This is a genomic window from Streptomyces sp. NPDC056480 (assembly GCF_042795405.1).
GTDB lineage: Bacteria > Actinomycetota > Actinomycetes > Streptomycetales > Streptomycetaceae > Streptomyces.
The window spans coordinates 1-13,041 of the sequence record NZ_JBHTSA010000173.1; the positions used below are offsets into that span (position 1 = coordinate 1).

The 13,041-nt window shown below is 71.1% G+C and carries 11 protein-coding genes; 6 read left to right on the forward strand and 5 right to left on the reverse strand.

Going from position 1 to position 13,041, the window contains the following annotated elements; genetic code table 11:
• The first annotated feature begins 42 nt into the window (after window positions 1–42).
• Window positions 43–789: an endonuclease/exonuclease/phosphatase family protein gene (locus tag ACFQ79_RS37935; RefSeq protein ID WP_383592245.1), complete on the forward strand. Its 747-nt coding sequence runs from the start codon at window positions 43–45 to the stop codon at window positions 787–789.
• 234 nt (window positions 790–1,023) lie between these two features.
• Here ACFQ79_RS37935 and ACFQ79_RS37940 read toward each other — a convergent pair whose 3' ends face one another.
• The gene (locus tag ACFQ79_RS37940; protein WP_383592248.1) at window positions 1,024–1,713 is read right to left on the reverse strand and encodes a hypothetical protein; all 690 of its coding nucleotides are present in this window, start codon (window positions 1,711–1,713) and stop codon (window positions 1,024–1,026) included.
• Complete coding sequence (locus tag ACFQ79_RS37945; RefSeq protein ID WP_383592250.1) at window positions 1,706–2,488, reverse strand: alpha/beta hydrolase; 783 nt, start codon at window positions 2,486–2,488, stop codon at window positions 1,706–1,708. Before ACFQ79_RS37945 ends, ACFQ79_RS37940 begins: the two co-directional genes overlap by 8 nt.
• 201 nt (window positions 2,489–2,689) lie before the next feature.
• Between ACFQ79_RS37945 and ACFQ79_RS37950 the strand changes: the two genes are divergently transcribed.
• The 4 genes from ACFQ79_RS37950 (at window position 2,690) to ACFQ79_RS37965 (ending at window position 6,460) form a co-directional block, all read left to right on the forward strand.
• Window positions 2,690–3,421: a 1-acyl-sn-glycerol-3-phosphate acyltransferase gene (locus ACFQ79_RS37950; protein WP_073916719.1), complete on the forward strand. Its 732-nt coding sequence runs from the start codon at window positions 2,690–2,692 to the stop codon at window positions 3,419–3,421.
• A 48-nt stretch (window positions 3,422–3,469) separates the two neighbouring features.
• Entirely contained in the window at window positions 3,470–4,684 is a 1,215-nt protein-coding gene (gene macS, locus ACFQ79_RS37955; protein WP_383592253.1) for a MacS family sensor histidine kinase, read from the forward strand.
• On the forward strand, window positions 4,681–5,355 hold the full coding sequence (locus tag ACFQ79_RS37960) for a response regulator (RefSeq protein ID WP_383592256.1): 675 nt from the start codon (window positions 4,681–4,683) through the stop codon (window positions 5,353–5,355). The genes macS and ACFQ79_RS37960 overlap by 4 nt, the downstream gene beginning before the upstream one ends.
• 106 nt (window positions 5,356–5,461) lie before the next feature.
• Window positions 5,462–6,460, forward strand: coding sequence for a 2-hydroxyacid dehydrogenase (locus tag ACFQ79_RS37965; protein ID WP_383592259.1), 999 nt, complete (start codon window positions 5,462–5,464; stop codon window positions 6,458–6,460).
• Window positions 6,461–6,581: 121 nt separating this feature from the next.
• Here ACFQ79_RS37965 and ACFQ79_RS37970 read toward each other — a convergent pair whose 3' ends face one another.
• The 3 genes from ACFQ79_RS37970 to ACFQ79_RS37980 all read right to left on the reverse strand — a co-directional run bounded on the left by ACFQ79_RS37970 (window position 6,582) and on the right by ACFQ79_RS37980 (window position 11,454).
• Window positions 6,582–8,453 carry an anthranilate synthase family protein gene (locus tag ACFQ79_RS37970; RefSeq protein WP_383592262.1) on the reverse strand — a complete coding sequence of 624 codons (1,872 nt, stop codon included), beginning with the start codon at window positions 8,451–8,453 and terminating at the stop codon, window positions 6,582–6,584.
• A 104-nt stretch (window positions 8,454–8,557) separates the two neighbouring features.
• The gene (locus ACFQ79_RS37975; RefSeq protein ID WP_071892416.1) at window positions 8,558–8,614 is read right to left on the reverse strand and encodes a trp operon leader peptide; all 57 of its coding nucleotides are present in this window, start codon (window positions 8,612–8,614) and stop codon (window positions 8,558–8,560) included.
• 98 nt (window positions 8,615–8,712) lie between these two features.
• Window positions 8,713–11,454: an N-acetylmuramoyl-L-alanine amidase gene (locus ACFQ79_RS37980; RefSeq protein WP_383592265.1), complete on the reverse strand. Its 2,742-nt coding sequence runs from the start codon at window positions 11,452–11,454 to the stop codon at window positions 8,713–8,715.
• A gap of 195 nt (window positions 11,455–11,649) precedes the next feature.
• On the opposite strand from ACFQ79_RS37980, the gene ACFQ79_RS37985 reads away from it, so the two are divergent.
• Entirely contained in the window at window positions 11,650–13,002 is a 1,353-nt protein-coding gene (locus tag ACFQ79_RS37985; protein WP_374119742.1) for a class II 3-deoxy-7-phosphoheptulonate synthase, read from the forward strand.
• The last annotated feature ends 39 nt before the right edge of the window (window positions 13,003–13,041 follow it).

Sequence of the window (13,041 nt, forward strand, 5' to 3'; positions counted from 1 at the left end):
GTCCCTGTGGACGCGGCGGGCGGTTGTCGTACGTTACGTGTCATGGCGATCAGTGAGCTGCCCAACTCCCGCACCGAGGAGGACGGTTCGGCCGTCCTCCGGGTCCTCAGCTACAACGTCCGCTCGATGCGCGACGACGAGGACGCCCTCGCCCGGGTCATCCGGGCCTGCGACCCGGACGTCGTCTTCGTCCAGGAGGCCCCGCGCTTCTTCCGCTGGCGCAAACACGCCGCCCGGCTCGCCGCCAAGAGCGAGCTCGTCATGCTGAGCGGCGGTGCCACGGCGGCCGGACCGATGCTGCTCTGCTCCCTGCGGGCCACCGTGGAACGCGCCGAGGACGTCCTGCTGCCGCTCACCCCGGGCCTGCACCGGCGCGGTCTCGCGACCGCCGTCGTCCGCTTCGCCGGGGCCCGGGTCGGCCTCATCAGCTGCCATCTGAGCCTGCGGAAGGACGAGCGGTACGCCCAGGCCGGGATGGTCCTCGACCGGGTCGCCGCCCTGGGGACCCCGTACACCCTGGTCGCCGGGGACCTCAACGAGAGGCCCGACGGGCCCGCCTTCCGGCGGCTGGCGAAGGAACTCAGGGACGGCTGGGAGGTCAGCCCCTGGGGAGACGCCTACACCTCGACCCCCGCCGATCCGCACCAGCGGATCGACGCGATCCTCGCCACCCCGGGCGTCGAGTTCCTCGGCTGCGGGGTGCCGACGGACCTCGACCCGGCGGATCTGCGGGCCGCCACCGATCACCTTCCGGTGCTGGCGGCGGTGCGGGTGCCCGCAGCGTCCTGACGGCCGCACCGCCGTCGTCCCGGGGAAACGGCCACGGGCCACTGGCGACGGGCCACCGGCTACCGGCCACTGGCGACGGGCCACCGGCTACCGACTACCGGCCACGGGCCGCCGGCGACGAGCCACCGGCGACCGGCCGGAGTCCGGCGCAGCCACCCGAAGCGCACCCGAAGCGCACCCGAAGCCCGCTCGGCGCCCCTGGCGCCGAGCGGTGCGAGGACGGCGTCGGAGGGATCAGACGACCGCGCCGCGGCCCGGGTCGTCGAAGCCGTCGTCATCGTCGTCGTGCTTCATGCGGCCCACCAGGGTCGCGAAGCCGCCGAGGAAGCCGCCGATGCACAGCGTGGTCAGCCACCAGGTCATGTCCCAGCTGAACAGCACGGCGACCAGCATCAGCACCGGACCGCCGACCACGGCCAGCCAGGCGAACCTGGTCGTCACGTCCGCCTCGGGCAGCGGGGGCGGCTCCGGCGGCACGAAGTGGCCCTCGTCGGAGCCGCCGGGCGCGTCCTCCGGGTCGGTGGGGGAGTAGTCGCGGGGGCCGACGGGGCGGACGCCGGGCGCGAAGACGACGGAGCTGCCGAGTGCGGGCCGCTCGGGATCCGCGTCGGGCTCCTCCTCCGCCCCGGGCTCCTCGCCCGCGTCGGCTTCGGGCGGCGTCCCGCCGGTCGTCGGCCTCGGCTTCCAGGGCGTGCCCTTGCCGGCGGCCGGCGCCGGCTTCACCGGCCGGACCTCCACGGCGCCCTCGTCCGCGTCGCCGTCGGCCTCCGGCTCCGGCAGCGACAGGTTCTCGACGGTCCGGTACGGCTTCGCACCCGGCGGGTCCACCGGCTCCTCGCCGTATCCCGCGACGATCGCGGCCCAGGCCGCCTCCTCGTCGATGGGCTGCGGATCCCGCCCGCCGCCGTCCTGCTCCTCAGCCACCGCTCCTGCTCCCCTGTTCGTCGACCAGACCCGGCGCGAGACGCTCGACGAAGGCCAGGCTCTCGTCGAAGATCCGCTCCGCGTCATGGTCCAACGTCGCCACGTGGTAGCTCTGTTCCAGCAGGATCTCCCGGACGTCCGTCGAGGAGATCCTGGAGAGGATCCGGGCCGAGTCGGCGGGCGGCACGACGTGGTCCTGGGGGCTGTGGAGCAGCACCACCGGCTGCGTGACCTGCGGAAGCTCCGCGTCCACGGTCTGGAAGAACCGGCGCAGGGAGTGCGCCGCGTGCAGCGGCACCCGGTCGTAGCCGACCTCGGTGACGCCCTCCTTGGCGATGTCGCTGGCGATCCCCTTGGTCGAGGGGACCAGATGACGGGCGACCGGCAGCGCGTACGCGGCCAGGCCGTGCACCTTGTTGCCCGGGTTGACCAGGACGATGCCCTTGACGGCGTCCCCGTGCCGCGCGGCGAGCCGCAGGGTCAGCGCCCCGCCCATGGAGAGCCCGAAGACGAAGACGGTCGCGCACCGCTCCAGGAGCTCGCTCAGCGCCCGGTCGACCTCGGCGTACCAGTCGTGCCACGTGGTGAGCTGCATGTCCTGCCAGCGGGTGCCGTGGCCGGGCAGCAGCGGCAGTGACACCGTCAGTCCGCGCGCGGCCAGATACTCGGCCCACGGACGCAACGACTGCGGGGAACCGGTGAATCCGTGACAGAGAAGGACGCCGACCTCTCCGCCTTCATGGCGGTACGGCTCGGCTCCGGGAAGGACCGGCACCGGGGTCTCCTGTTCGCTCGACTTCGCGTTCGCCTTCGGGTGCGCCCTGGGTGCGCCGAAGCGACGGAAAAATGGGGAAGGACCTTCACGGTACGCGACCGGACCGACACCGACCAGGGCCGTAGCGGGGGCCGTACGCCGGTACGGGATAAAGTCGTCGCCACGGCACACGGAAGGCATGGCGAGTTGATCTACGGCGCAATGAAGTTCTCCCTCGGAGGGTCCCTGAAGCTTGCCTTCCGGCCCTGGGTGGAGGGTCTGGAGAACATTCCCGCCGAGGGGCCCGCGATCCTGGCGAGCAACCACCTGTCGTTCTCCGACTCCTTCTTCCTGCCCGCCGTGCTCGACCGCAAGGTCACCTTCATCGCCAAGGCGGAGTACTTCACCTCGCCGGGTGTGAAGGGCAAACTCACGGCCGCCTTCTTCAAGGGTGTCGGCCAGCTTCCCGTGGACCGTTCGGGTGCCCGCGGCGCGGGCGAGGCGGCGATCAAGGCCGGTATCGAGGTCATCGAGAACGGCGGGCTCTTCGGGATCTACCCCGAGGGCACCCGCTCGCCCGACGGCCGCCTCTACCGCGGCAAGCCCGGCGGCCTCGCGCGGGTGGCCCTGGCCACCGGCGCGCCGGTGATCCCGGTCGCCATGATCGACACCGAGAAGATCCAGCCGCCCGGCAAGGTCGTCCCCAAGCTGATGCGCCCGGGGATCCGGATCGGCAAGCCGCTGGACTTCACCCGCTACCAGGGCATGGAGGGGGACCGCTTCATCCTCCGCTCGGTGACCGACGAGGTCATGTACGAGATCATGAAGCTGTCCGGCCAGGAGTACGTCGACATCTACGCGACCGCCGCCAAGCGGCAGATCGCGGACGCGGAGAAGGCGGCCAAGGAGGCCGTGAAGGCCGAGATCGCCGCTCGGGAAGAGTCCGGCGCGTAGGCGTCCGCAAGTCAGCCGTCCCGTACGGGACGGACGGGGGTGGGGGAGATGGCCAAGCGCGAGCGTGTCGTGCGCATGTCGGTCGAGCAGCCGTTGTGGCGGGCACTGACCGGCTACCGCGTTCTGACCATGGTCTACGCGGTCCTGCTGTTCGCGTTCGGCCGTGACCGGTACGAGCGGCCCTGGATCGCCGTCGTCTTCCTGGCGGTGATGTGCGTCTGGACCCTCGCGACCCTCCCCAAGGTGGCGAACGCGGCCAGCTGCACCAAGCGCTTCCTCGGCGCCGACCTCACCGTCGCCCTCGTCGGCATCCTCCTCACCCCGCTCGCCGACGCCCACGCCCAGACCGTCGAGGGCCCCACCCTGCCGTCGATATGGACCGCCGGATCCGTCCTCGCGTACGCGATCAAGGGCGGCTGGCGCTGGGCCGGCGTCGCCTCCTCCCTCGTCGCCGTCGCCAACATCGTCGAACGCGGCCACCCCAGCCGGGACACCCTCCACAACGTCCTCCTCGTCTGGGTGGCCTCCATCGCCATCGGCTACGTCGTCGAGGTCGCCCGCGCCTCCGAGCGCACCCTCGCCCGCGCCCTGGAGATCGAGGCCGCGACCCGTGAGCGGGAGCGCCTCGCCCGCGACATCCACGACAGCGTCCTCCAGGTCCTCGCGATGGTGCAGCGGCGCGGCACCGCCCTCGGCGGCGAGGCCGCCGACCTCGGCCGGATGGCGGGGGAGCAGGAGGTGGCCCTCCGGACCCTCGTGGCCGGCGGCCTCATCCGCCCCAGCCTGGTCTCCGAGGACGAGTCCGAGGGCGCCGTCGTCCGGGTCGTCGAGGTGGAGGAGGAGCACGACGACGACTCCCCCGTGGATCTGAGGCTGCTGCTCGCCCCGCGCGCCGGGGCGAAGGTCACCCTCTCCGAGCCGGGCGCGCCCGTGCTCCTCGCGCCGCCCGCCGCCCGTGAGCTGGCCGCCGCCGTCGGCGCCGCCCTGGACAATGTGCGGGTGCACGCCGGGGAGGACGCGAACGCGTGGATCCTGGTCGAGGACTGGCCGGACGAGGTGATCGTCACCGTCCGGGACGACGGCCCCGGCATCCCGGAGGGCCGGCTCTCGGAGGCGTGGGGCGAGGGCCGGATGGGCGTCGCCCTCTCCATCCGGGGGAGACTGCGGGACCTGGGCGGCTCGGCCGAGCTGATCTCGGTCCCCGGGCAGGGCACGGAAGTCGAGTTGAAGGTTCCACGGGGGAAGGCAGGACAGGGAAGATGAGCGAGCAGCAGCAGATCAGAGTGATGGTCGTCGACGACCACCCGATGTGGCGGGACGCGGTCGCCCGCGACCTGGCCGAGGCGGGCCTGGACGTGGTCGCCACGGCGGGCGACGGCGAGCAGGCGGTGAACCGGGCCCTCGCGGTCCTGCCCGACGTCCTCGTCCTGGACCTGAACCTGCCGGTGAAGCCGGGTGTCCAGGTCTGCAAGGAGCTCGTCGGCGGCCGGCCGGAACTGCGGGTCCTGGTCCTCTCGGCGAGCGGCGAGCACGCGGACGTCCTGGAGGCGGTCAAGTCCGGCGCCACCGGCTACCTCCTCAAGTCGGCGAGCACGGAGGAGCTGATCGACGCCGTACGGCGGACGGCCGCCGGCGACCCCGTCTTCACCCCCGGTCTCGCCGGACTGGTCCTCGGCGAGTACCGCAGGCTCGCGACCGAGCCCGCCCCGGCGGCCGGCGCCGACGAGCCGAAGGCCCCGCAGCTGACCGAACGCGAGACGGAGGTCCTGCGGCTCGTCGCCAAGGGCCTCAGCTACAAGCAGATCGCCGAGCGCCTGGTGATCTCGCACCGCACGGTGCAGAACCACGTCCAGAACACCCTCGGCAAGCTCCAGCTGCACAACCGGGTGGAGCTCGTCCGGTACGCCATCGAGCGCGGCCTCGACGACGCCTGACGCGCCCGCCACGGTGCGCCGTGCGCCGGGCACGGCGCCATGAGGGGCCGTATATTCGCACGTATCGCGCATATACGGCCCATTCGTCACCTCTGAGGGGAATCTCGTGGAAATCCTGGCATTCGGCGTGCAGGCGGACGAGAAGCCCCTCATCGAGAAGGCCTTCGCGGGGCACCACGACGTCCGCTGTCTGAGCGTCTTCCTCAGCCAGGACACCGCGCCCATCGCCGCCGGCTACGAGATCGTCTCCACCAGCGTCAACGCCAGCCTGGACCACCGCGTCCTGCAGACCCTCGCCGCCGGCGGGACGCAGATGATCGCCCAGCGCTCCACGGGCTTCAACAACATCGACCTGGAGGTCGCCGAGCGGCTCGGCCTCACCGTCGCCCGGGTCTCGTACTACTCGCCGTACTCCGTCGCCGAGTTCGCCTGGACCCTCGCCACGGCCGTCAACCGCCGGATCGTCCGCGCCTCCAACCGGACCCGCGACTTCGACTTCAGGCTCGACGGACTGATGGGCCGTGACCTCCGGGGCCGTACCGTCGGCGTCCTCGGCACCGGCAAGATCGGCGAGGCCTTCACCCGGATCGCGCACGGCTTCGGCATGAACCTCCTCGGCTGGGACGTCGCCGAGAACCCCGCCTGCGTCGACCTCGGCATGAAGTACGTCGAGAAGGAGCGGCTCTTCGCCGAGGCCGACCTCATCAGCCTCCACGTGCCGCTGCTCCCGTCCACCCAGCACCTCATCGACGCCGCCGCCCTCCGGTCGATGAAGGACGACGCCATCCTGGTGAACTCCAGCCGCGGCGGACTCATCGACACCGAGGCGCTCGTCGCCGAACTCCGGGCCGGCCGCTTCGCGGGCGTGGGCCTCGACGTGTACGAGGCGGAGGCCGGGCTCTTCTTCCTCGACAAGTCCCTTGAGGTCGTCGAGGACGACACCCTGGCCCGTCTGGTGACCTTCCCGAACGTGGTGGTCACCTCGCACCAGGCGTACTACACCGAGGACGCCGTCGGTCAGATCATCGACACCACGGTCCGGAACGTCCTCGACTACACCGCCGGCCGGCGCAGCGAGAACGTCCTGGTCCCGAGGGTCTCCTGACCGGTACGCCGGGACCCGTACACCCCGACCGGTAGGCCTGGGCCAGTCCGCCCGGACCAGCACGCCCGGACCAGCACGCCCAGACCAGCACGCCCAGACCAGCACGCCCAGACCAGCACGCCTAGACCAGCACGCCGGCGAGGAGCGAGGCCGTCAGGGCCGCGCCGTCCGTCGTGAGCACCGACTCGGGGTGGAACTGGACCCCGGCGAAGCCCGGCCCGCGCAGCGCGTGCACCTCGCCGGTCTCCGCGTCCCGGCTCACCTCGATCCGGTGCAGGGCCAGCTCGGTCGCCGTCCGGTCGTCGCAGTGGGCGGTGAAGCTGTTGTAGAAGCCCACCCTCCGCGGCTGCCCGAAGAGGTCGATCCGCAGCTGGGCCCCCTGGAACGGGACCCGCTTGCGGACGATCTCCAGGCCCAGCTCGGCGGCGATCAGCTCGTGCCCGAGGCAGACGCCGAGGAGGCCGTGCCGGTGCTCCCGGACCAGCTCGGCCGTCAGCGCGCGCAGGAAGCGCATCTTGGGATCGGCGGCGTCCGAGGGGTTCCCGGGACCGGGGCCCAGGACCACCGGGCCCTCGTGGGCGAGCGCGAGCTCGCGCAGCCCCGGCTCGTCGTAGCGGAGCACGGACACGTCGAGGCCCGAGGAGCGCAGGACGTGCGCGAGCATCGCCGTGAAGGTGTCCTCGGCGTCGATCACCAGGGCGTGACCGGACAGTTCGGCCGAGCGGACCTGCATCTTCAGCCAGAACGGCGCGAGATCGGCCCGGCGCGCGTCCAGGGCGGCCCGTACCCGGGGATCGTCGGCGAGCGGCGCGGCGGCCGGTGCCGAACCGCCGGCCGGCCTGCCCTCCCGTACCCCGAGCGCGGTGAGCACCCCGGCCGCCTTGGCGTGCGTCTCGGCGACCTCGCCCGCCGGGTCCGAGTGCCGTACGAGCGTGGCGCCGACCGGCACCTCGAGCCGCCCGTCCGCCGCGATGTCGGCCGTACGGATCAGGATGGGGGAGTCCAGGGTCTGGGCGCCGCTCCCGTCCGTACCGAGGAGGGCGAGGGCCCCCGCGTAGTAGCCGCGGCCGCCCGCCTCGTGACGCTCGATCACCCGGCAGGCGTTCTGCACCGGCGAACCGGTCACGGTCGCCGCGAACATCGTCTCCCGCAGCACCTCCCGCACGTCCAGGCTGGAACGGCCCCGCAACTCGTACTCGGTGTGCGCGAGATGGGCCATCTCCTTCAGCCGCGGTCCGATCACCACCCCGCCCATGTCGCCGACCGTGCACATCATCTTGAGCTCCTCGTCGACCACCATCGACAGCTCCTCGGTCTCCTTGCGGTCGGCGAGGAAGGCGAGCAGGCCCTCGGCGGTCGGCGCGGACCCGGCCGGGTAGCGGTACGTGCCGCTGATCGGGTTCATGACGACCGTGCCCCCCGACATCCGCACGTGCACCTCGGGGCTCGCCCCGACCAGGGTCCGGTCGCCGGTGTGCACGACGAAGGTCCAGTACGCGCCCCGCTCACCGGCGAGCAGCCGCCGGAACAGGGCCAGCGCGTCGGCCCGCCCGAAGCCCGGGATCTCCCCGGTGTACGTCCGCCGGATGACGAAGTTCGCGCCCTCGCCGGAGCCGATCTCCTCGTCGATCACCCGCCGCACGATCCCGGCGTACTCCTCGTCGGAGACGTCGAAGCCGCCGTTCTCGACACGTACGTCGTGCGCCGGGAGCTGCCGGAGGGCATCGGCGAGCGGCACTTCGCAGGACTCCTCGGCGACGAGCACGGAGAGCGGGGTGCCGTCGTCGCGGACGTCGAAGCCGCGCTCCCGGATCTGCCGGAAGGGCACCAGGGCGAGCGTCGGACGCGGGCCCACCGGCAGTTCCGCGAGGCGCTCGGCCTCGTGGACCCGGCCGATCAGCACCTCGACGGTGTCGTGGTCGCGGCCGGGGGTACGGCGGCGCAGCAGGGCGAAGGGCGGGCAGGAGGGGTCGAGGAGCCTGGAGAGGTCCATGAGGTGTGTCGTTCCTTCCGGGTGGAGTACGGAGAGGAACGGCCCCGGATACGAGAAAGGCCGCCCCTCGGGCGGCCTTCGCGTGTCTGTCGGTGTACGCGCAATCAGTGGGCCGCCGGATGAGCGGTCCACCACCAGTTCTGGATCTGAGGCGCGAACATGCGAGCACTGTAACCCAGCCCGGCACGGAAACGGGGCCCGGTCCGCACCGTGGACGGCGCGAGCCGGGCCCCGGGGGCCCTGGACTATCCGATCGGGATCAGAAGATCAGGTTGTAGATCTGCCAGCCGCTGCCGACGTTGACGCGGGCGGCGAAGGGGGCGGTGAGGCTGCCCGTGCCCTTGTACGACCACAGGGCGCCGGAGGCGTCGCGGCCGATGAGGTCTCCCTTGCCGTCGAGGCTCAGGTCGCTCGGACCCACGATGGTGTTGTACGTCTGCCAGCCGCCGCCGACCCTGGCACGGGCGGCGAACGGCGCGGTGGAGCTGCCCGTGCCCTTGTACGACCAGAGGACGCCCGTGGCGTCGCGGGCTATGAGGTCGGCCTTGCCGTCGCCGGACAGGTCGCCGGTGCTCACGATCGCGTTGTAGGTCTGCCAGCCGCCGCCGACCCGGACCCGGGTCGCGAACGGGGCGGCGGGGGTGCCGGTGCCCTTGTACAGCCACAGGACACCCGACTTCTCGCGGGCGATCAGGTCGGGCTTGCCGTCGTTGGTCACGTCCCGGACGGCGATGATCCGGTCGTAGGCCGCCCAGCCGCCACCGACCCGCAGCCGTGCCTTGAACGGCGCGGACGGGTTGCCGCTGCCCTGGTAGTACCAGAGCACGCCGGAGGCGTCCCGCGCCACGGCGTCACCGGTGCCGTCGGCACGGAGAGCGGTCATCGGCGTGACGGCGTTGTAGACCTGCCAACCGTTCCCGACCTTGTACCGCGTCAGGAAGGGCGCGGAGGCGTTGCCGGTGCCCTGGTACTGCCAGAGGTCACCGGCGGCGTCGCGGGCGATCAGGTTGTAGCGGTTGTTCGTGGCGACGGGGGTGGCGGCGGGGGCCTCCGCGATGTCGCTCTGCTTCACCCAGACGATCTTGTGGTGGTATCGGATCGGCACGAACAGCGTGGTGCCGATGACGTTCTTCTGGGCGGAGCCGAACCAGTCGTCGCCCTTCACCGCCGGGCCGGCCTTCACATAGGCCTGGCCCGCGGGGAGGGAGAACTTCGACAGGAAGGCGTTCTCGTCACCCGGCGCGGAGAGCCCCGCCGCGGTGTAGGCGGCGGTCTCCGGGAAGGAACGGCCGTAGACGTTGATCGAGGCCAGGCCGGACTTCGGCTTCACCGTGGTGGCGTTGACCGGCACGGTGTACTGGCCGCCGGGGTTGTAGAACCAGGCCTTCTGGCCCGCGAACCAGATCGCCGTCCAGTTGGTCTGGGCCTCCGCCACGACGTACGTGCCGCCGGCGCGGACCTTGTTGCCGTAGTTCGAGCCCTCGTTCGCTCCCGAGGTGAAGTACGGGTCCTTCACCGTCGTCCCGCTCGCGGACGGCGTCGTGTACAGGTAGCCGAAGTTGGCCGGACGCGCGGGCACGGCCGTGCCGCCGACGGTCAGCTTCGGCTGGTTGGCCGTGGTGAACGGCGGCACCACACGGACGACCTGGCCGGCCCGGAGCAGGCCGCCCGCGCCCTTGTCGCCCTGCGGGGCGCCCAGGAGCGACATGTAGTAGTTCCAGTCCCAGTACGGGCCTGCGTCCCAGTGCAGGTTGGCGAGGCCCGTGTCCGTCTGGAGCGCCACCTCGTCGTGACCGATGATGTGCTCACGGTCGATCGGCACGCCGTACGTGTTCGCCAGGAACTTCACCAGTTCGGCGGAGGAACGGTACTGCTGCTCGGTGTACCAGCTCCCCTCCTTGATGGCGTAGCCCTCGTGCTCCACGCCGATGGCGTGCATGTTGTGGGTCCAGTTGCCCGCGTGCCACGCCAGGTGCTTGTTCTCGAGCATCTGGGTGACCTGGCCGTCCTGGGCCCTGATCAGGTAGTGGGCGCTGCCCCCGCCGTTCGGATCGGTCAGCACCTTGAGCGAGCCCTCGTAGGAGCCCTCGGTGTCGTGGATCACGATCTGGCGGATGTCCATGCCCTGGTTGGGGCGGTCGCCCGCGGTGTAGTTCTTCTTCACCGTGGACGGGGGGACGGCGAGCTTGGCGTCGCAGTTCAGACCGGCGGGGCACTCGGGAACCGCGGCGGCCGCCCTCGTGCTCGCGAAGGTCGCCGCCAGCGGCACGTTCGACGGCTTGACCGGCTCGACCGACGGGTCGGCCGGCAGGGCGACCTGCTCGCCGTCGAGGGTGACCGCCCGCTCGCCCTCCTGGATCGACTCGAAGACGCGCTTCGCGAAGAGGTCGGCGCCCTTCTTCTCGGGGGACTGGCTGTAGCGGGCCACGGCCGGGTACCAGTCGCCCGCGTCGTCGGACAGCTCGGCGCCGGCCTGCTTCTGGTAGTCGGCCAGCAGCGCGGCACCGGCGCGGATGGAGGCGGCGGTGTCGTTCTGGACGGTCTCGCTGGAGCTGCCGATCAGCTCGGCGCCCTTGTCCAGGGTGTGGAGCCGGGGGTCGTCGGTGTCGACGAGCGCCTTCTCCAGGATCTGCCGGACCTTCGCGCGGTCGAAGGTCTTCTCGATCTCCGGCCGGCCGGAGCCGTTGAAGTGATCGATCTGCTCGTCGGTGACCTTCTGCGGCACGTCCTCCGGGTCGACCTTCGTCAGACCCATGACGTTGTACGCGCCGGTCGTGCTCGGCTCGCCGTCGTGCGCCTCCCAGCGGGTCTGCTGGTACGACACCGCCATCAGCACACTCTGCGGCACATCGAACTCGCGCGCCGCGTTTGCGAACTGCGACTGGAGGGAAGCTTCACCAGCAGCCTTGTCGTCGCCCGTCGCGCCGAGGAGGCCGGGAGAGGCGATCGCGATGCTGCCGATCGTGGCGGTGGCCACGACAGCGGCTGCCGCGCCGTACAAGAGTCGTTTCTTCTTACGGTCCCTGCGGTGCCTCTGGGTCACGCCCACCCCTGTGATTCGACTGTTTAAAGTGAAACGGGCCAGAGGGTAACACCACTCGATGGCGTGAATATCGGCCGAGGACATTTCGGGCGCGCGTCTCAGTCACTGGGCAGGGGGACAGGACAGGACGAAGAACCCCGTAATGTGGTGCGTGTGACCGTGAACGCTGATTCCCACGCCGTCGCCAAGGCGACCTGGCGAGACCTGCCCGCGGCGCAGCAGCCCGAGTACCCCGATGCCGAGGCTCTGCGCGATGTGATCGCGGACCTCGAGTCGTATCCTCCGCTCGTCTTCGCCGGCGAGTGCGACCAGCTGCGCGCCCGGATGGGAGCCGTCGCCCGTGGCGAGGCGTTCCTGCTCCAGGGCGGCGACTGCGCCGAGGCCTTCGACGCCGTGTCCGCCGACCACATCAGGGCCAAGCTCAAGACGCTGCTCCAGATGAGCGCCGTCCTCACCTATGCGGCCTCCGTGCCCGTCGTGAAGGTCGGCCGTATCGCCGGCCAGTACTCGAAGCCCCGCTCCAAGGGGACCGAGACCCGCGACGGCGTGACCCTGCCGACGTACCGCGGCGACTCGGTCAACGGCTTCGGCTTCGACGAGAAGTCCCGCGTCCCGGACCCCGAGCGCCTGAAGCGGATGTACAACGCCTCCGCCTCCACGCTCAACCTGGTGCGCGCCTTCACCACCGGTGGCTACGCCGACCTGCGCCAGGTGCACGCCTGGAACCAGGACTTCGTGAAGTCGTCCCCCTCGGGCCAGCGCTACGAGCAGCTGGCGCGGGAGATCGACAACGCGCTGAACTTCATGAAGGCCTGTGGCACCGACCCGGCCGAGTTCAAGGCCGTCGAGTTCTACGCCTCCCACGAGGCGCTGCTGCTCGACTACGAGGGTGCTCTGACCCGTACGGACTCGCGCACCGGCAAGCTGTACGACACCTCCGGCCACATGGTCTGGATCGGTGAGCGCACCCGCCAGCTCGACCACGCCCACATCGAGTTCGCCTCGCAGATCGCGAACCCGATCGGCATCAAGCTGGGCCCGACCACCTCGGTGGACGACGCGCTGACGTACATCGACCGTCTCGACCCGAACCGCGAGGCGGGCCGGCTGACCTTCATCGTCCGCATGGGCGCCGACAAGGTCCGCGACAAGCTCCCCGAGCTGGTCGAGAAGGTCACCGCCTCCGGTGCGGTCGTCGCCTGGGTCACCGACCCGATGCACGGCAACACCTTCGAGGCCGCCTCCGGCCACAAGACGCGCCGCTTCGACGACGTGCTCGACGAGGTCAAGGGCTTCTTCGAGGTCCACAAGGCGCTGGGCACCCACCCGGGCGGCATCCACGTCGAGCTCACCGGTGACGACGTCACCGAGTGCGTGGGCGGCGGCGACGAGATCTTCGTCGACGACCTGCACCAGCGCTACGAGACGGCCTGCGACCCGCGTCTCAACCGCAGCCAGTCCCTCGACCTGGCCTTCCTGGTCGCGGAGATGTACCGCGATCAGTAAGTAGTTACCTACGAGGATGGGGCGCGGATCCATGTGATC

Excerpts from the sequence above, each read along its gene's own strand:
- ACFQ79_RS37935 (WP_383592245.1), top strand. The coding sequence starts at position 43 with ATGGCGATCAGTGAGCTGCCCAACTCCCGCACCGAGGAGGACGGTTCG.
- ACFQ79_RS37950 (WP_073916719.1), top strand. The coding sequence starts at position 2,690 with ATGAAGTTCTCCCTCGGAGGGTCCCTGAAGCTTGCCTTCCGGCCCTGG.
- macS (WP_383592253.1), top strand. The coding sequence starts at position 3,470 with ATGGCCAAGCGCGAGCGTGTCGTGCGCATGTCGGTCGAGCAGCCGTTG.
- ACFQ79_RS37960 (WP_383592256.1), top strand. The coding sequence starts at position 4,681 with ATGAGCGAGCAGCAGCAGATCAGAGTGATGGTCGTCGACGACCACCCG.
- ACFQ79_RS37970 (WP_383592262.1), bottom strand. The coding sequence starts at position 8,453 with ATGGACCTCTCCAGGCTCCTCGACCCCTCCTGCCCGCCCTTCGCCCTG.